The following is an 18,121-nucleotide window of genomic DNA, read 5'->3' as shown; positions in this document are numbered from 1 at the left end:
GCGCGTCTCAGGCGGCCCGGATCGCGCCCAGGAAGCGCTCCACGCGCTGGCGCAGGTCCGTCGCCTCCGTGGAAAGGCGCGCCGCCGCCGCGAGCACCTTCTCGGCGTCCTCCCCCGTGGCGGTGGCACCCCGGCGCACGTCCACGATGTTGCTCGTCACCTCGGAGGTGCCGGCGGCGGCCTGCTGGACGCTGCGGGCGATCTCCTGGGTGGCGGCGCCCTGCTGGGTCATGGCGTCGGAGATGTCGCCGGAGATGGTGTTGATCTCCTCGATCACGTTGCCGATCTCGTGGATGGCGCCCACGGCGTTCTTCGAGGCGTCCTGGATGGCCTTGATCTGGGCGGAGATGTCCTCGGTGGCGCTGGCGGTCTGGGCGGCGAGGGACTTCACCTCCTCCGCCACCACCGCGAAGCCCCGGCCCGCTTCCCCCGCCCGCGCCGCCTCGATGGTGGCATTGAGCGCCAGCAGGTTGGTCTGGTTCGCGATGGCGCTGATGAGGCTGACGATTTCCGAGATGCGCGCGCTGACCGCGACGAGGCTCTGCACCGTGCCGTCCGTCTCCCGCGCGGTATCGGCGGCGCGGGCGGCCACCGCGCGGGACGTATTCATGCGGCTCGATATCTCTCCGATGGAGGTGGCGAGCTCCTCGGAGGCGGCGGCCACGCTGCGCACATTGGCGGCGGCCTGCTCGGCTGCGGCGGCCGCGCCCTGGGCGTTGCTGGCGCTCGCATCGGCGGTGCCGGTGAGCGAGCGCGCGGTGGTCTCCAGGGTCTGCGACGCCGTCGCCACCAGGTCGAGCACGCCGGTGATGTCGCGGTTGAAGGCAGCGATGAGCGCCTCGACATTCTCGGTGCGCGCGGCCTGCACCTCGGCGGCGGCCCGCTCCTTGGATTCGAGCTCGGCGCGGGCGGCGGCGTTGTGCTTGAACACCTGCATCGCCTCGGCCATGGCGCCGATCTCGTCGCGGCGGTCGAGGTCGGGGACGGTGACGGAAAGATCGCCCTGCGCCAGCCCGTTCATGGCCGCCGTCATGCGCGCCAGCGGACGGCCGATGGTGCGGTGCAGGAGCTGGCTGAGCAGCACCGCGCACACGAGCGCGGCGACGAGCGTGCCGATGATGGCCACGATGCGGAACTCGTAGAGCCCCGCATAGGCCTTCTGCGGGTCGATGGCGACCGCCAGATGCCAGCTCGCGCCCTCCAGCTCCTTCAGCGGCACGAACGCGACCAGCATCTCGCGGCCATCGACGGTGACGGAGGAGATGCGGGGAGAGATGGCCGGCATCCTGCCACCGAAAAGATCGGCCAGAGTCTTGCCGATCCACCCGTCGTTCGGGTGCACCTGCACGGTGCCCTTGTCGTCCACCAGGAAGGCGAAGCCCATGCCGCCGAAATCCACCGTGGCGAGGTGGGACTGGAGGGCCGAGACGAAGAAATCCCCGCCGACGACGCCGACAAGGCCGTCCCTGCCCGCCACCGGCTGGGCGATGGTGATGACCTGCCGGCCCGTGGTGGCATCCTTGTAGGGCTGGGTAAGGGCCACCTTCCCGGCGCTCACCGCGCCCTGGTACCAGGGCCGCTTGCGGGGGTCGTAGCCCGCCGGCATCTCGGAGGCCGGCACATGGAGAAAGACCCCGTCTGTGCGCCCCAGGTACACCTCCTTGAAGGCGCGCAGAAGCTCCTGGTTGTCGAGCAGCCTCTCGGCGGCGGCGGGATCGGCGCGGATGGAATCCGCCAGTTCCCGCACCAGCATCACCCGCGCCGAGAACCAGTTGGCGACCGAGGCGGCGGCGAGCGTCCCGGCGTTGTCGAGCTTGGCCTCGACCTCCCGGCTCACCAGCGCCTGCTGGTGCCGGTCTATGAAGAAGGAAAACGCGAAGAAGGCGAGCATCACCGCCAGCGAGACGACGATGATGATGCCACGCAGCAGCCGCGTCCGGCGCCGATCCGCCGGAGGCGCGAGGGCAATGCCGGTGGTGCCGACCGGAGAAATCGATAACGCGCTCATGCTGGCCGCCTTCGTGCGCGGAGGACGGAGGGCCGCCCCCTCGCGGACGAGGCTACCGTCTGACCACGACCGCCATGTGAAGCGTTGTGCACTGCAACCGGACGGCGGAAGCGCAGCCCCGCCTCAGAAGGGCGCCGCCATCAGATGTGTGGCGGAAATGTCCAGCCGCTCGCACAGGATCTGCGCCAGCCGCAGCCGGTGGCAGCCCTCCACATGGCGCTCGTAGCACAGGAGGCAGAGCCGGCGCCCCTTCGCGAGGCCCGTAAGCTCGTCCAGGGCCGCCTGCGCGGCGGGTGTCTTCAGGTGGGCGTCGTAGATGCGCATGAGGGTCTCGTGGTCGCCCGAGCGGGCGGCAAGGCGCCCTTCCTTGGGGGTGCCGAGGGCCCGCAGGTGCACATAGGCGATGCCGTGCTCCGCCACACCCGCGGCCAGGGCGCTCTTGGAGAAGCCGGGACGGCGTGACGCCGCCACCGCCCGCACATCCACCAGCAGGTCCACCCTGGCATCGTCCAGCGCCTCCTGGAAAGCCGCGGGCGTGGTCTGCTCATAGCCGATGGTGAAGAGGGCCGTGGTGGCCTTGGCAGCTTCGGTCATCGCCGGATCATGGAACGTCCAGGCCCGACCGTCATCAGGATTGTACGGCAGAGATATGCTGCGCTGCGGAATATTCAGGTACATCCACGGCGCATCAACCAGTCATGGCCTCCGCACCGTGACGTCTTCATATGGTGATGAAAGGCGGGGCATGTTCCGCCGAGGCATGGAACATTGCCCGCGCCTGGGCAATATTAAGTGGGTGCCTGCGCCGGGCACGGACAAGGGAACGCGAGAATGCGGCTTTTCCGCTGCGATGTCTGCGGTCAGCTTCTCTATTTCGAGAATCGGAAATGCGAGAAATGCGGGCACGGACTCGGCTACCTGCCGGAGATGAACACGCTCGTGGAGCTGGAGCCTGACGGGGGGCCTTTCCGCGCCGTGGGCGTGGAGAACCGGCGCTTCCGCTTCTGCGCCAACGCCGCCCATGATGCCTGCAACTGGCTGGTGCCGGAGGAGCAGGTGGGGGAATATTGCCTCGCCTGCCGGCACAACAGGGTGGTGCCAGACCTCTCGAACCCCGGCTACCTGAAGAAATGGCGACGCATCGAGATCGCCAAGCACCGCCTCATCTACTCCCTGCTGCGTCTCAACCTGCCGCTGGAGAGCAACGAGGACCGTGAGGGCGGCCTCTGCTTCGACTTCCTCGCCGACCCACCCGAGAACAACGCGCCGAAGGTGATGACCGGCCATGACGAGGGCCTCATCACCATAGCCCTGGCCGAGGCCGACGATGCCGAGCGTGAGCAGCGCCGCAACGATCTCGGCGAGCTCTACCGCACGCTGCTCGGCCATTTCCGCCATGAGGTGGGCCATTACTACTGGAACCGGCTGGTGCGCGACGGCGGCCGCATCGCCGATTTCCGGGGGATGTTCGGCGACGAGAGCCTGGATTACGGCAATGCGCTGAAGGCCTATTACGAGGCCGGCCCGCCGGCAAACTGGCAGGCGAACCATGTTTCCGCCTACGCCACCTCCCACCCGTGGGAGGACTTCGCGGAAACCTTCAAGCACTATATCCACCTCGTCGACACGCTGGAGATGGCCAGTTCGTTCGGCATGCGGGTGGAGCCGCGGCTGGACCGCAGCGGGGAACTGAAATCGCGGGTCGATTTCAACCCCTACCGCGCCTACGACATCCAGGAGATGGTGGACGCGTGGCTGCCCATCGCCTTCGCGCTCAACAGCCTTAACCGCTGCCTGGGCATGACCGATGCCTATCCCTTCATCCTGAGTCCCGGCGTGATCGCCAAGCTCGGCTTCATCCACCGTCTCGTGCACCGGGCGGCACCGGCTGACCCCGTGCGGGCCGCCGTGGCCGAACCCGCTGGCGAAGCCATAGCCCCGGCGGAAGGGATGCCGGAGGACGTACAGGCGACAGGCGTGAACGCGTCGTGACGGCCGCTCGCGCCGGGGCCTCGCGTCACGGCAGGGCGGGCAAAGCCGGCCACGACGACACAGCCCCTGGCGGGCCGTCGCCCCTCGGGTCGTGAGGCAATCGACGCCCGCCTTCGACCGGCGCCCCATGGGCTTCGTCACCTCCGCCCATGGGCCGGTTTCGCTCAGGGCCGCTTTGCGCACCAGCGCGGCGCGGGCTCGCAAGCGCCGCGGGCGTAGCCAAAGGCCCATGAGGCAAGCTCGCGGGCCTTTGGCATGGCCGCGCGCACCGCCCCGGACGCTCAGTCCTGGGCCGGAGCGCTCTTGGCGGTTTTGGCGCTTTTCTTCGCCGGGGCTTTCTCGGCCGTCGTCTTGCGCGCAGCCGGCTTCTTCGGCGTCGGCTTCTCCTCGCCGTCGGCGCCATCGCCCTCCGCCGGCGCGGCCTTCGCCTTGGACTTCGCGGTGGTGGACTTCGCCGCGGTCTTGCGCGGCGCCTTGGCGGGGGCGCTCGCCGCCTTCGCGTCGATGAGGCTCACAGCCTCCGCGAGGGTGAGCGCTTCCGGATCCATGGACTTGGGCAGGGTGGCGTTCACCTTGCCAAGGTTCACGTAGGGCCCGAAACGCCCCGCGCGCACGGTGATCGCGCCGCCGAGGGTGGGATGCTCGCCCAGGGTGCGCCCGGCCGGCGCCGCATTGCGCGGGCCGCGCCCCTTGCTCTGCTTGTCTGCGATGAGGGCGATGGCGCGGTTGAGGCCGATGTTGAGCACATCGTCCGCCCCTTCCAGGTTCGCATAGGTGCGCCCGTGCTGCACATAGGGGCCGTAGCGGCCGATGCCGGCGAGGATTGGCTCGCTGTCCTCAGGGTGCTTGCCCACCTCGCGCGGGAGGGCGAGCAGCTTCAGGGCGGTATCGAGGTCCACATCCGCCGCGGCGAGGCCCTTGGGCAGGGAGGAGCGCTTGGGCTTCTCCCCGTCCTTGCCCTCGCCGAGCTGGAGATAGGTGCCGAACCGGCCGGCGCGCACGGTCACTTCCTCGCCGCTCTCCGGATCGACGCCGATCACGCGCTTGCCGTCGCCCTCGGGCGCGCCGTCACCCGTGAGAGGCTGGGTGTGGCGGCATTCGGGATAGTTCGAGCAGCCGATGAAGGCACCGAACTTGCCCATCTTCAGCGAGAGCCGGCCGTTGCCGCAGGTGGGGCACAGGCGCGGGTCGGAGCCATCCGCCTTCGGCGGGAAGATATGGGCGGTGAGCATCTCGTCCAGGGCATCGAGCACCTGCGAGACGCGCAGTTCCTTGGTGGCGCCGATGGCGGCATGGAAATCCCGCCAGAAATCGCGCAGCACCTCTTTCCAGTCGATCTGCGCCGCCGAGATCTCGTCGAGCTTCTCCTCGAGATCGGCGGTGAAGTCATACTCCACATAGCGCTTGAAGAAGCTTTCCAGAAAGGCGGTGACGAGCCGGCCCTTGTCCTCCGGCACCAGCTTCTTCTTTTCCAGCTTCACATATTCGCGGTCGCGCAGCACCGCGAGCACGGCGGCATAGGTGGAGGGGCGGCCGATGCTCAGCTCCTCCATGCGCTTCACCAGCGATGCTTCCGAGTAGCGCGGCGGCGGCTCGGTGAAGTGCTGGGCGGTCTCGATGCCGCGCCGGTCGAGCCCCTCTCCGGCGCTCATGGCCGGAAGGCGGCGGCCCTCCTCGTCCTCGTCATCGTCATCCTTGCCCTCGCGGTAGAGGGCGAGGAAGCCGTCGAATTTCACCACGGTGCCGGTGGCGGAAAGGTCGAGGATGCGAGCGCCGGACGGTGCGGACACCTTGGCCTCGATATCGGCCGTGGTCCGCTCCAGCTCGGCCGATTCCATCTGGCTGGCGATGGTGCGGGTCCAGATCAGCTCATAGAGCCGTGCCTGCTCGGCATCGAGGTGGCGCGCCACCTCCTTCGGCGCGCGGCCCGGATCGGTGGGGCGGATGGCCTCGTGCGCTTCCTGGGCGTTCTTGGCCTTCACCGTATACTTGCGCGGCACGCCCGGCAGGTAGCGCGGGCCGAACTGCTTGCCGATGGCGCCGCGGGTGGCGGCGACGGCCTCGGGCGCCATGTCCACACCGTCGGTACGCATATAGGTGATGAGGCCCACGGTCTCACCGCCAAGGTCCACGCCCTCGTAGAGGCGCTGGGCGATCTGCATGGTGCGGGCGGGGGCGAGGCCCAGCTTGCGGCTGGCCTCCTGCTGCAGGGTGGAGGTGGTGAAGGGCGGCTGCGGATGCCGCTTCACGGGCTTCGCCTCCACCGAGCGCACCCGGAACTGCGCGCTCTCCAGCGCGGCGCGGAAGGCCGCGGCCTCCTCCCCCGTGCCCACCGAGAGACGGGTGATCTTCTTGCCGTCGGCGCCGGCGAGGCGAGCCTCGAACTCCTCCGCGCGGGGCGTCGCGAGGCGGGCGACGATGGACCAGTATTCCCTGGCGACGAATGTCTCGATCTCCCGCTCACGGTCGCACACGAGGCGCAGCGCCACCGACTGCACCCGCCCGGCGGAGCGGGCGCCGGGCAGCTTGCGCCACAGCACCGGGGAGAGATTGAAGCCGACGAGATAATCAAGAGCGCGACGGGCGAGGTAGGCATCCACCAGCGCCACGTCGATGGCGCGCGGCGCCTTCATCGCGTCGAGCACGGCCTGCTTGGTGATGGCGTTGAACACCACCCGCTCGACCTTCTGGTGCTTCAGCGCCTTCTTCTGCCGCAGCACCTCCAGGACGTGCCAGGAGATGGCCTCTCCCTCGCGATCCGGGTCGGTGGCGAGGATGAGCGCGTCGGCCCCCTTCACGGCGCTGGCGATCTCGCTGAGTCGCTTCTGCGCCTTCGGGTCAACCTCCCAGAGCATGAGGAAATCGGCATCGGGATCGACCGATCCGTCTTTGGAAGGCAGGTCGCGCACATGGCCGTAGGAGGCGATGACCTCGTAGCCAGGACCCAGATACTTGTTGATCGTCTTCGCTTTGGCCGGCGATTCGACGATGACGACCTGCATGACCCAACGTCTCTCTCTGGTCCGGAGCCCCATTGCGCGGACCGTTTGATGCGCCTTGGCGCGATGCGGACCGCTGCGGAGGGCGGCTCGGGCCGCCGGCCTCTCGCGGGCCACATCTCGTTGCGCTTGGTGGCTCCCCCGAAGCCGGACAGCCCGCAGGCGGATGCCATTTCACAACGGAAACAGCATTATGGCCGGCCGGCTTTCCCAAAGGCGGCTGCAAGATGGGCACGCCGACCGCGCCTGTCAAATGGCACCGTCCGGGTGGCGAAAGGGAACGGCGCGACTGGAATGCAACTATGAGTATGTTTTAATATGTCTATCAACCTGTAAGACGTATTCCATGACCTCTCGGGAAGGTCTTCGACAGGATCGCTCCATGGAAAAAATAGCAGGCGACAGGGCCACTCGCAGCGCCAACGCCCGACCTCAGGCAACTGAAACGCCCAATATGAGCGATTCCACGGCCGTTGCCTTATACATCGCAGGATTGAGCGAGGAGCTTTCCCGCCTCGCGCGCAGCAGCGGGCTTTCGACTCTCTCCTATATACTCGATATGGCGCGGCTCGAAGCGCGCGAAGCCGCGAATGCGAAGGAGAGCGCCGGCGAAGGGCGCGTCGAGGCAAAGGACGCGGGCTGTGGTGCAATGACGCCCTGACGCTGGATGGCGACGATCCGCCTTCGGCCTTCCCCCGGAAGGCCCCCTGGAACCGAATGCTGAAGCCAGCTCCCGCAAGCGCGGCAGGATCGGGCGATGGCGAGGCCGGCTTTTATACATTGTCGCCTTGTGCCGGATCACCGGTATTGAAAGCCATCGTCGTGGCCGCCACAGGTGCCCGGCTCACCACCGACACCACCTTGCCGGCACTCGGACCGCCCCCGCAACGGCGGCTTCAGACAAAGCCCTCCCGACAACCGTATCCGCGGCACAGTGAGCGCCTTCCTGGCGCCCGTTCGGCTATGAGAGGCCCCCCACCGGCGCAGCTCGGATGAGCAACGCACCGGACGCCGAGGGTGCGCGCCCCGCCTCAAGCCCGATGCGCGTGTTCCGCCCCACCCTCCTCCGGCGGGAACAGGCCAGCCTGGAAGCAAGTGCTCATATGCTCCACCTTGGCGATGGCGCGGTCGGCGGCGGCCGGCTCCAGCACCCGGCGCGCCGTGAGCTTGAAGAGCGCCACCCAGAGGGTGAAATGCTCCGGCCGCAGTTGCAGCGAGATATGCGCCGAGAAGGGGTTGCCCGTGTAGCGGCCGGTCCCCAGCAGAGTGCGCGACCAGAAGTTCTGGACCACGCGGTAGTGCCCCTCCCAATCCGGAATGGCGCGGGCGAAGACCGGCCCCAGCACGGGGTCCGAGCTCGCGGCGGCGTAGAACTCCCGCACCAGCCGCTCCAGGTCCGCCTCGGTGACATGGATCTGCGCGGCGAGCTGCTCGCGCGCGCCGTCGGGCCAGTCCTCGGCACGGTCGGGAATGATGGCGGAGAGCTCCGGCGCGGCCGGGCCCTTGCGGTCGGCGGTGTTCAGGGGCGGATCATACTTGCCCACGAGGTCGCGCAGCGCATGGGCGCGTAGCCGCGCATTCTCGCGCTCCATGAAGAACACGCCGTCGGTCAGCCCCGTCTCCACCGGCAGCGTCTCGCGCACGGCATCCTCGGCAAGGGCCATGTCGGCGCCTTCGCCGATGTAGGCGGGATAGGCGAGCCCGCCGATGGCGCGCGTCAGGATGAAGATGCCCGGCCGGGAGGGCGCATGCGGCGCGGCGGCGAAGCTCACGCCGCCGAACTCGGCCGCGCTCGCCGCGGCGGAAGGCAGGTGCCGCAACGCGCCCGCCTGAGGCCCATTCATGGCGGTCTCCGCTTCGGAAATGGCAGTGGGGGATGTCATGGGTGCCTGTTCCTCCGCGATGGGCGTTAATCCTGCGCGCCGTCCTTGCCGTCGCGTGCGGGTGCCACGAGGCGCAGGCCCGCCCGCGAACGGGCCACCGCCTTCGCCGTTTTCTGCCACGGTGGACGGACGCGGACCGCGGTGCCCGGCACGAATCGCACGGGCAGGGGCGTATCGTTTTTGTCGGACGCCATGGACGCGCCTCCTCGCCCGGCCCCGCGCTTCGCCGGAAGCGGCGCGGCCGGCAGCGTTTTGCATATCAACTATATAACGCAGCCTAGAAGAGGTGCGTGCACTGGGCAAGGCGCTCGCCAAGCCCGGAGCGCCCCAATTTTGAGCGCGCACATAAAATCACCACCGGGGCCGGCACTATGCCTCGGCGGGCACCCCGAGCTCGGGCGCCGCGGCCATCATCAGCACGGTGATGAATGCATTGATGCGATTATAGGCGGCGACACAGAGCTGGTCCGCCGTCAGCAGCGCCCGCGCGCTCTCCTGCGCATCCTGGTTGATGTGGCCGGTGAGCGCCGAGACCAGCTCGCTCTGGCCGATGGCGAGGCTCCGGAGGCCGAGGAGAAGATGATCCAGGTCGCCCCGGGTCAGCGTCACCTTCAGCGGCGCGCCGGCATCGAGGGCTGCCCAGCGGGCGATGGCCTCCGCCGGCACCTGGATCTGCTCGGGCTGCTCCTGCGCGCCGTCCGCTTCCGCGGCGCCTTGGGCAATATCGGTCATGGCAATCTCGCAATGCGGCAAAACACGCCATGGGCGGTAACCCGCCCGGCGCGACATTGAAAATGCGGCGCCCCGACATGGTGCGTCGCAGCAACAGAGTATGCCCGCCGCCCCCTGCGACACAAGAACGTGCTCCGCCACGATCACGTTTTGGCAAGGTCGCCTTCTACCGCCGGCGCGCGGCCGCTAGAAATGCGGCGGTGCGGAAACCCGCGCCCAACGGCAAAGAGATGGATGCGATGACGGACACTCTGCTGCGCGATGCGGCGCCCGGCCAGCGGGCCGAAAGCGAAAACAAGGCCGCCCGAAGCGGCAACTGGCGCTGGATCAAGGTGTGGGACGCACCCACACGTCTCTTCCACTGGACGCTCGTGGCCCTGGTGGCCACCTCTTACGTTACCGCCCGCAACGGCTGGATCGACTGGCACTTCTATGCCGGCTACGCCATCCTCACCCTGGTCGTGTTCCGCATCCTGTGGGGCCTGCTCGGCAGCGAGACGGCGCGCTTCTCGTCGTTCGTGAAGGCGCCCGGCGCCGCCCTCGCCCACCTGAAGCACTTGCTGCGGCGCGAGCCGGAACCCGAGACCGGCCACAACGCCGCCGGCGCCTACATGGTGCTGGCGCTGCTGGCGCTGCTGCTGTTCCAGGCGGTCTCGGGCCTCTTCGCCAACGACGGACTGTTCACCAGCGGGCCGCTCGCCGCCCTGGTGAGCGGCGAGACCAGCGACCGGCTGACCGTGCTGCACGGCATCTCGTTCGATCTCATCGCCATCGCGGTGGCGCTGCATGTGGCGGCCATCTTCGCCTATGCGCTGCTGCTGCGGCAGGATCTGGTGCGGCCCATGATTACCGGATGGAAGCGCCTGCCGGCGGCCATCGCCGCGCCACGCCTCGCGCCCCTGCCCGCCGCCATCGCGCTGCTCGCCCTGGCGGCGGCGGCGGTGTTCGGCCTCCTGCAGCTGGGCTGAGGGCGAAGCGCACAAAAAAAGGGCGGCCCCCAGGGGAACACCCAGGGGACCGCCCGGCGAAATGCGGAAAACTCCAGGGGACCGCGAAGGCCCCGCGGGGCCTCAGCGGGACTTGAAGCTCTGGTGGCAGGAGCGGCAGTTCTCGGCCACGGCGGTGAATGCGGCCTTGAAGCCGGCCTCGGTGGTGGCCTTGGGGGCGTTCTCGGCCACCGCCTGGTTGAACTTGACGATGGCGGCGTCGAAGCCGGCGCGGTCCGACCACACGGCGGAGGTCGCCTTCGTCTCGCCGGTGTCGGAGCCGGGCGGGAACAGCTTCTCGAAGCCGACCATCTTGTCCTTGAAGGTCTGGAAGATCAGCTCGGCCTTCTCGGCGCTGAACGGGACCTGCCCCTTCAGGATCGAGGCGCCGATGTCCGTCTGCTCGCCAATCGTCTTCATCGCGGCGCGGCGCTGCTGGAGAACGTTGGTCTGGGCATAGGCGGCGGTGGCGGCGAGGAGACCGGCCACGACGGCCGCTGTCACGGAAAGACGCATCTTCTGCTCCAATGCGGATTCGGAAGAGGCCGAACCCTACAGCCATTCCAATCTGGGGATACCTCTCGCCGCTCACGCTTCCGCGAGCGCGGCGGCGGCCAATTGCCGCTCACGACTTTCGACGCATCTTCCCTTGCGGAAAACAGACCGCGAACCCGCCATCAAGCGCCGGTCACGCGGTCCACCATGGCCCGCACCTCATCCGCCACCGCCGCCACCAGGGCCTGCTCCCGCGCCCGCACCACGAGGTGCGTCTTGAAGCGCCCGTCCTCGTCGCGGAACGGATAGGAGCCGATGATGGTCTCCGGGTGCCGCCTGGCGATATCGGCCAGCGGTGCCGCGATATCCCCCTCCTTGGCGTCGGCGAGCACGGTCTGCGAGAGCATGGGCCGGCCCTTCTCCAGGGCGGGCAGCACCGCCTCCAGCATGGCCTGCATGATGCGCGGGACGCCGGCCATGACGATCACATTGCCAACGCGGAAGCCCGGCGCCTTGGAGACCGCGTTGACCACCAGAGAGGCACCGGCGGGAATGCGCGCCATGCGCAGGCGCGCCTCGTTGAGGTCTTTCTCGGCGATGTATTCGAGCAGCATGGCGCGGGCGCGCGGATCCACGTCTATGCTGACGCCGAACGCCCTGGCGATCGAGTCGGCCGTGATGTCGTCATGGGTGGGCCCGATGCCGCCGGTGGTGAAGACATAGGTGAAGCGATGGCGCAGCGCGTTGACCGCGGCGACGATGTCCTCCTCCACGTCGGGGACGATGCGCACTTCCCGCAGATCGATCCCCACCTCGGTCAGCCGCTCGGCGATATGGCCGATATTTTTGTCCTTGGTCCGCCCCGAGAGAACCTCGTCGCCGATGACGAGCAATCCTGCGGTGACCATTTGCGCGCCGTCTGCCTCACTCATGACGCCTCACCTGCCCTTTCCAGCGGCACTTCCACTGGATCTGCCCAAATTGCACCCACCCACAAAGCGCGAGCGTCGCAGCCAGGAAGCCTTTTCCCTTTATCACTTCTTTGGCACGATGTTTGTAGAGTTGTGAATCTGAGACCTGCGGACGTGGAGTGACAGTCCCAATGCGGCAAGCGTTCGACGAAATGTCCAGCACCAACGGGCATGTGAGACCGGCCTACGAAACGCTGAAGCAGTGGCTCAGCACCGTTCCGCAGGACGTGCTGAACCACCGCCGCAAAGAAGCCGAATACATCTTTCGGCGGATCGGCATCACCTTTGCCGTCTATGGGGAGCAGAACGCCCAGGAGCGCCTGATCCCCTTCGACATCGTGCCCCGCATCCTCACCAAGGATGAGTGGACGCGCCTTTCGAAAGGCCTGGAGCAGCGCGTCAAGGCGCTGAACATGTACATCCACGACGTGTATTCGAAGCGGGAGGTCCTGAAGGCCGGCGTGGTTCCGGAAGACCTCGTCTACAAGAACCCGGCCTTCCGTCCCGAGATGAACGGCCAGCGCGTGCCGCACGATCTTTACGTGCACATCGCCGGCATCGACATCGTCCGCACCGATCCCGATACCTTCTACGTGCTGGAGGACAATGCGCGTACGCCGTCCGGCGTCTCCTACATGCTGGAGAACCGGGAGATCATGCTGCGCCTGTTCCCCGAGCTATTCTCCATGCACAAGGTGGCGCCGGTCGAAAACTACGCCGACGACCTGCTGGCCACCCTGCGCTCGCTCTCGCCCCACGGCGGGCACGAGCCGAACGTGGTGATCCTGACCCCCGGCATCTACAATTCCGCCTATTACGAGCACTCCTTCCTGGCCGACAAGCTGGGCGTGGACCTGGTGGAGGGCCGCGACCTGTTTGTGAAGGACGGCATCGTCTACATGCGCACGACCGAGGGGCCGAAGCGGGTGGACGTCATCTACCGCCGCCTCGACGACGACTTCCTCGACCCCCTCGCCTTCCGGCCCGACAGCGTGCTGGGCGTGCCCGGCCTCATGAGCGCCTACCAGGCCGGCAACGTCACCCTCACCAATGCGGTGGGCACCGGCGTCGCCGACGACAAGGCGGTCTATTCCTATATGCCGGACATCATCCGCTTCTACCTGGGCGAGGAGCCGCTGCTGCCGAACGTGCCCACCTGGCGCTGCCGCGAGGCGGACCACCTGAAGTACGTTCTGGAGCACCTGCCCGAGCTGGTGGTGAAGGAAGTGCACGGCTCCGGCGGCTACGGCATGCTGGTGGGCCCCGCCGCCGACAAGGCGCAGATCGAGAAGTTCCGCGAGAAGCTCATCGCCGATCCCGGCAACTTCATCGCCCAGCCGACGCTCGCGCTCTCCACCTGCCCCACCCTGGTGGAGCAGGGCATCGCCCCGCGCCATGTGGACCTGCGCCCCTTCATCCTCTCCGGCTCCGACAAGGTGCGCATCGTGCCCGGCGGCCTCACCCGCGTGGCCATGAAGGAGGGCTCCCTCGTGGTCAATTCCAGCCAGGGCGGCGGCACCAAGGACACGTGGGTGCTCGACGCATGACCTGAGGCCGCGGCGCGGCGTGATGCCCCGGCGCCCGCCACGGCCTTCCGAACACATCGCCGGCAATCGCACCGCCACGACGCCTGCCGCCTTTTCCTCCTCCGGATGGGTTCTCCATGCTCTCCCGCACCGCCGACAACCTCTACTGGCTCAGCCGATATGTCGAACGCGCCGACTGCCTCGCGCGCATCCTCGACGTGTCGCAGCGGCTCGCCTACACCCCCGTCACCTACGGCGGCTCCACCAACGAGTGGGGCTCGGCGGTGCTGACCGCCGGTGTCGCGGAGCAGTTCACCGAGCGCTACGGACCGCTCGAGGACGCCAAGGAGGAGCAGGTGGTCTCCTTCCTGGCGTTCGAGGCTGAGAACTCCTCCTCCATCCGCAACTGCTTCGAGGTGGCGCGCACCAATGCGCGCTCGGTGCGCACGGCCCTCACCTCGGAGATGTGGGAGGTCATCAACACCGCCTGGATCGAGCTGCGCAACTTCCCCAACCGCGCCCTCACGCGGGACGAGCTTTCGCGTTTCCTGGCGTTCGTGAAGGAGACCTCGCTGCGGTTCGACGGCGCCACCTTCCGCACCATGCTGCGCAACGACGCCTACTGGTTCTCGCGCTGCGGCGCGCAGCTCGAGCGCTCGGACAACACCGCCCGCATCCTCGACGTGAAATATCACGTGCTGCTGCCGGAGAAGGAGCACGTGGGCGGGCCGCTCGACTATTTCCAGTGGGCCTCCATCCTGCGCTCGGTCTCGGCGCTCACCGCCTTCCACTGGGTCTACCGCGACAGCGTGAAGCCCTGGCTGGTGGCAGATTTGCTGATCCTCAACCGGCAGATGCCGCGCTCGCTCGCCGCCTGCTACGACAACCTCGCCCGGAACCTGGACGACATCGCCTCCGCCTACGGCCGGCAGGGGCCCTCCCAGCGGCTGGCGCGCTCCATGCTGGCGCGGCTCACCAACCGCAACATCGAGGACATCTTCCAGACCGGCCTGCACGAGTTCATCTCGGGCTTCATCTCCGACAACAACAAGCTGGGCGCCGAAATCACGGAGCAGTACCTGACCTGAGAGGGCGGCGCATTCCTGCAAAGCTCCTCCGGGTCTGGCAATTTCAAGGTTCGATCATGCGTGTCCGCATCCGCCACGAGATCACTCAGCGCTTCGAGCCCGGCAGCCGCAACCTGTCGGTCACCGTGCGGCTCACCCCGCGCCCGCACGAGGGGCAGTTCATCCAGCGCTGGACCCTCGACCTCAACAACGACTGCCGGCTCCATCCGCAGGAGGATGCCTTCGGCAACCTCTGCCACGCCTTCAGCGTGGACGGCCCCACCGATCACGTGACCGTGATCGCCGAGGGCGAGGTGGAGACCTTCGACACCACCGGCATCGTGCGCGGAACGGTCGAGCCCTTTCCCCCCTCGCTCTACCTGCGCGAGACCACGCTCACCCATCCCGCTGACGCGGTCATCGCCTTCGCGGAACAGGTGGCGGACACGCCGGACGACCCGCTGAGCCGCCTGCATGCCCTGATGGTGCGCGTGCATGAGGCCGTGGAGGAAACGGAGCCGACCCCCACAATCATGCCCATGTCGGCGCAGGAGGTGCTGGAGGCGAAGTCGGCCTGTCCCGGCGGCATCGCACACCTGTTCACCACGGCGGCGCGCCACCTCGGCGTTCCCGCCCGCCACATCTCCGGCTACCTCGCGCTCGACGACGAGGGCTCGGCCCGCCACTGGGCGGAAGCCTATGTGCCGAAGATCGGCTGGATCGCCTTCGACCCCGGCCGCAACCTCTGCGCCACCGAGAATTACGTGCGCCTCGCCGTGGGCCTTGACGCATTCGGCGTCGCCCCCATGCGCTCCACCGGGTTCGAGTGCCGCGAGAGCGTTCGTGCCGAGGACGGGCGCATTCCCCCGCGCCTCGTGCAGGCACAGAGCCAGGGCCAGAACTGAAGCGGGCCAGCGCCGGGACAAAACGCCCCGGCGCGCGCTTCTTTTGCCCGGCTGTCATAAAGACACGGCGAAGCAACCTCCATGATATGCCCCCCGGAGGCCACACGGAGGGCTCATGCCATGTCCAAGCATATGCCGGCCGATATCAAGGCCGATGCCGCGCCCGGCACCGCGCCGGCGACAGCGCTGCCCGGCGCCAAGCCGCCCGCCGCCGCGTTGCCGGTGAAGGTGGAAGCCCGCCACCTCGATTTCTATTACGGCGGCACCCGCGCCCTGCACGACGTCTCGATGCCGCTCCACGCGAACCGCATCACCGCGCTCATCGGCCCCTCCGGCTGCGGCAAGTCCACCCTGCTGCGGGTGTTCAACCGCATGTTCGAGCTCTACCCCGACCAGCACGTGACGGGCGACGTGCTGATGGATGGCGCCAGCATCCTCGGGCCGGGGGTGGACCCCGCCGCCCTGCGCGCCCGCATCGGCATGGTGTTCCAGCGGCCGACGCCATTCCCCATGTCCATCTTCAACAACGTGGCCATGGGCGTGCGAATCAACGAGGCTCCACCGGAGGCGGACGTGGCCGTGCGGGTGGAGGAGGCGCTGCGCCGCGCCGCCCTGTGGGACGAGGTGAAGGACCATCTTCCGGAAAGTGGCCTCAGCCTTTCCGGCGGCCAGCAGCAGCGCCTGTGCATCGCCCGCACCATCGCCGTGCGGCCGGAGGTCATCCTCTTCGACGAGCCCTGCTCCGCCCTCGATCCCATCACCACTGCCCGGATCGAGGAGACCATGGTGGAGCTGCGGGCCCACTACACGCTCGCCATCGTCACCCACAATCTCCAGCAGGCGGCGCGCGTGTCCGACTTCACGGGCTTCATGTATCTGGGCGAGATAGTGGAGTTCTCCTCCACCGACCACATGTTCACCCGCCCCAAGGACGAGCGCACCCACAACTACCTCACCGGCCGCTTCGGCTGAGCGGTCCGCCCCTGCCGCTCCGGAAGCAGGGCGGGGCCCCTTGACCCCCCGGCCCGCCCCTGCAATGTCCTTGCCTCAAACAGGAGGAAGCCCCCGATGTCCGAAGCGCCGGCTTACGATCCCAACAACGTCTTCGCCAAGATCCTTCGCGGCGAACTGCCGGCGTACAAGATCTACGAGGACGACCGGACCCTCGCCTTCCTCGACATCATGCCGCGCTGCCCCGGCCACGCCCTGGTGATTCCCAAGAGCGCGGCGCGCAACATCCTCGACATCGACCCCGAGGATCTCGCCCAGGTGGCGCGGGTTTCCAAGAAGGTGGCCATCGCCGCCAAGGCGACCTTCAAGGCGGACGGCGTCGTCGTCATGCAATTCAGCGAGGCCGCCAGCGGGCAGGAGGTGTTCCACCTCCATGTCCACGTCATTCCGCGCCATGTGGGCGTGCCCATGAAGCCGCCGGCGAGCGACATGGAGAAGCCGGAGACGCTGGCCGGGCACGCGGCGCTGCTGCGCGCCGCCCTCGGCCAGTGAGCGCCGCCGCGGCCGCGCTGACCATCCGGGCGCCGGCGCGGCTCCATCTCGGCTTCCTCGATCTCGGCGGCGCCCTGGGCCGGCGCTTCGGCAGCCTGGGCATCACCCTCGCCCGGCCGGTCACCCAGGTGACCGTCGCCCGCGCCGATGCCGACGCCGCCCTCGGGCCCGACTCGGACCGCGCCGCGCGGGTGCGCGATGTGGTTCGCGCGGCCCTGGGCATCACCGGCAATTTCGCCGTGAGCGTGGATTCGGCGCTGCCGCCCCACGGCGGGCTCGGCTCCGGCACCCAGCTCGCCCTGGCGGTGGGGGTGGCGGTGGCGCGGCTCGGTGGCCATGATCTCGGAGCGCGCGCGGTGGCCGGCCTCATGGGGCGCGGCCTGCGCTCCGCCATAGGCATCGAGGCGTTCACCGGCGGCGGCGTCATCCTCGACGGCGGAAAGCGCCTGCCGCCGGGCGCCGACCATACGCGGCGCGCCCCGCCCCTGCTCTCGCGCCTGCCGTTTCCGGAGGACTGGAGGGTTCTGCTCGCCTTCGATTCCATCCGCGAGGGCCTCAGCGGCGAGGCCGAAACACGCGCCATGGCCGCCCTGCCGCCCTTTCCGCAGGCGCTCGCGGCCCATTTGTGCCACCTGATGCTGCTTGAGGCGCTGCCCGCCCTGGCGGAGGGTGACGCCCTTGTCTTTGGCTCGGCCATCGGCGAATGGCAGCGGGCGCTGGGGGACCATTACGCGGCAGCCCAGGGCGGCGGCCGCTTCTGCAGCCCCCATGTGGCGGAGGCCATCAGCTTCGTGGAAAGCCAGGGCGTTCCCGGCATCGGCCAGAGCTCCTGGGGGCCCACCGGCTTCGCCGTGGTGGGCAATGCGGCGCAGGCGGAAGACCTGCTGCAGGCCTTGCGCCGTCGCTTCGCATCGTCCACAAATCTCTCGTTCGATTGCGTGGCGGGAAACAATCTCGGCGCCGAAATCCAGGCGCACGGGGCAGGCCCCGGCTGACCGCCGCCACCAACTTCGCGACCAGGCGCCACGCCCGGTCTGGGATCTCCGGTGAAGAA

17 protein-coding genes are annotated in these 18,121 nt (G+C 68.3%); 9 read left to right on the top strand and 8 right to left on the bottom strand.

The genetic code is table 11. The annotated features are described in order from the left end of the window. Window positions 1–7: 7 nt before the first annotated feature. The gene (locus tag V5F75_RS12565) at window positions 8–2,008 is read right to left on the bottom strand and encodes a methyl-accepting chemotaxis protein (protein ID WP_394034654.1); all 2,001 of its coding nucleotides are present in this window, start codon (window positions 2,006–2,008) and stop codon (window positions 8–10) included. A gap of 123 nt (window positions 2,009–2,131) precedes the next feature. After that, window positions 2,132–2,602 carry a DUF488 domain-containing protein gene (locus V5F75_RS12560; RefSeq protein ID WP_394034655.1) on the bottom strand — a complete coding sequence of 157 codons (471 nt, stop codon included), beginning with the start codon at window positions 2,600–2,602 and terminating at the stop codon, window positions 2,132–2,134. A gap of 237 nt (window positions 2,603–2,839) precedes the next feature. Here V5F75_RS12560 and V5F75_RS12555 point away from each other — a divergent pair, with 237 nt between their 5' ends. Further along, the gene (locus tag V5F75_RS12555; RefSeq protein ID WP_394034656.1) at window positions 2,840–4,000 is read left to right on the top strand and encodes a zinc-binding metallopeptidase family protein; all 1,161 of its coding nucleotides are present in this window, start codon (window positions 2,840–2,842) and stop codon (window positions 3,998–4,000) included. A 281-nt stretch (window positions 4,001–4,281) separates the two neighbouring features. Here V5F75_RS12555 and topA read toward each other — a convergent pair whose 3' ends face one another. Next, window positions 4,282–7,002: a type I DNA topoisomerase gene (topA, locus tag V5F75_RS12550; RefSeq protein WP_394034657.1), complete on the bottom strand. Its 2,721-nt coding sequence runs from the start codon at window positions 7,000–7,002 to the stop codon at window positions 4,282–4,284. A gap of 451 nt (window positions 7,003–7,453) precedes the next feature. On the opposite strand from topA, the gene V5F75_RS12545 reads away from it, so the two are divergent. After that, on the top strand, window positions 7,454–7,660 hold the full coding sequence (locus V5F75_RS12545; protein ID WP_394040942.1) for a hypothetical protein: 207 nt from the start codon (window positions 7,454–7,456) through the stop codon (window positions 7,658–7,660). A 370-nt stretch (window positions 7,661–8,030) separates the two neighbouring features. Here V5F75_RS12545 and V5F75_RS12540 read toward each other — a convergent pair whose 3' ends face one another. The 3 genes from V5F75_RS12540 to V5F75_RS12530 all read right to left on the bottom strand — a co-directional run bounded on the left by V5F75_RS12540 (window position 8,031) and on the right by V5F75_RS12530 (window position 9,614). Continuing rightward, on the bottom strand, window positions 8,031–8,882 hold the full coding sequence (locus tag V5F75_RS12540; RefSeq protein WP_394034659.1) for a group III truncated hemoglobin: 852 nt from the start codon (window positions 8,880–8,882) through the stop codon (window positions 8,031–8,033). 26 nt (window positions 8,883–8,908) lie between these two features. Further along, window positions 8,909–9,076: a hypothetical protein gene (locus tag V5F75_RS12535; protein ID WP_394034660.1), complete on the bottom strand. Its 168-nt coding sequence runs from the start codon at window positions 9,074–9,076 to the stop codon at window positions 8,909–8,911. 175 nt (window positions 9,077–9,251) lie between these two features. Then, window positions 9,252–9,614, bottom strand: a complete 363-nt coding sequence (locus tag V5F75_RS12530) for a hypothetical protein (protein WP_394034661.1) — start codon at window positions 9,612–9,614, stop codon at window positions 9,252–9,254. Between the two features lie 239 nt (window positions 9,615–9,853). Here V5F75_RS12530 and V5F75_RS12525 point away from each other — a divergent pair, with 239 nt between their 5' ends. Then, entirely contained in the window at window positions 9,854–10,582 is a 729-nt protein-coding gene (locus V5F75_RS12525; RefSeq protein WP_394034662.1) for a cytochrome b/b6 domain-containing protein, read from the top strand. Between the two features lie 102 nt (window positions 10,583–10,684). Here the strand turns inward: V5F75_RS12525 and V5F75_RS12520 are convergent, their stop codons facing one another. Beyond that, window positions 10,685–11,116, bottom strand: coding sequence for a c-type cytochrome (locus V5F75_RS12520; protein WP_394034663.1), 432 nt, complete (start codon window positions 11,114–11,116; stop codon window positions 10,685–10,687). 161 nt (window positions 11,117–11,277) lie between these two features. Further along, window positions 11,278–12,027, bottom strand: coding sequence for a competence/damage-inducible protein A (locus tag V5F75_RS12515; RefSeq protein WP_394034664.1), 750 nt, complete (start codon window positions 12,025–12,027; stop codon window positions 11,278–11,280). Between the two features lie 170 nt (window positions 12,028–12,197). On the opposite strand from V5F75_RS12515, the gene V5F75_RS12510 reads away from it, so the two are divergent. The 6 genes from V5F75_RS12510 (at window position 12,198) to V5F75_RS12485 (ending at window position 18,062) form a co-directional block, all read left to right on the top strand. Next, on the top strand, window positions 12,198–13,613 hold the full coding sequence (locus V5F75_RS12510; RefSeq protein WP_394034665.1) for a circularly permuted type 2 ATP-grasp protein: 1,416 nt from the start codon (window positions 12,198–12,200) through the stop codon (window positions 13,611–13,613). A gap of 116 nt (window positions 13,614–13,729) precedes the next feature. After that, window positions 13,730–14,680 carry an alpha-E domain-containing protein gene (locus tag V5F75_RS12505; protein ID WP_394034666.1) on the top strand — a complete coding sequence of 317 codons (951 nt, stop codon included), beginning with the start codon at window positions 13,730–13,732 and terminating at the stop codon, window positions 14,678–14,680. Window positions 14,681–14,736: 56 nt separating this feature from the next. Further along, window positions 14,737–15,564 (top strand): transglutaminase domain-containing protein, encoded by an 828-nt coding sequence (locus tag V5F75_RS12500; protein ID WP_394034667.1) that lies wholly within the window; start codon window positions 14,737–14,739, stop codon window positions 15,562–15,564. A gap of 120 nt (window positions 15,565–15,684) precedes the next feature. Continuing rightward, window positions 15,685–16,536 carry a phosphate ABC transporter ATP-binding protein PstB gene (gene pstB, locus V5F75_RS12495; RefSeq protein WP_394034668.1) on the top strand — a complete coding sequence of 284 codons (852 nt, stop codon included), beginning with the start codon at window positions 15,685–15,687 and terminating at the stop codon, window positions 16,534–16,536. A gap of 96 nt (window positions 16,537–16,632) precedes the next feature. After that, complete coding sequence (locus V5F75_RS12490) at window positions 16,633–17,067, top strand: HIT family protein (RefSeq protein ID WP_394034669.1); 435 nt, start codon at window positions 16,633–16,635, stop codon at window positions 17,065–17,067. Further along, window positions 17,064–18,062, top strand: coding sequence for a beta-ribofuranosylaminobenzene 5'-phosphate synthase family protein (locus V5F75_RS12485; RefSeq protein ID WP_394034670.1), 999 nt, complete (start codon window positions 17,064–17,066; stop codon window positions 18,060–18,062). The genes V5F75_RS12490 and V5F75_RS12485 overlap by 4 nt, the downstream gene beginning before the upstream one ends. Window positions 18,063–18,121: the final 59 nt, after the last annotated feature.

It is taken from the genome of Xanthobacter albus (assembly GCF_043194895.2).
In the GTDB taxonomy this organism is placed as follows: domain Bacteria; phylum Pseudomonadota; class Alphaproteobacteria; order Rhizobiales; family Xanthobacteraceae; genus Xanthobacter.
The sequence above is the reverse complement of the archived record's forward strand: the minus strand, read 5'-3'. Positions and strand labels throughout refer to the sequence as shown.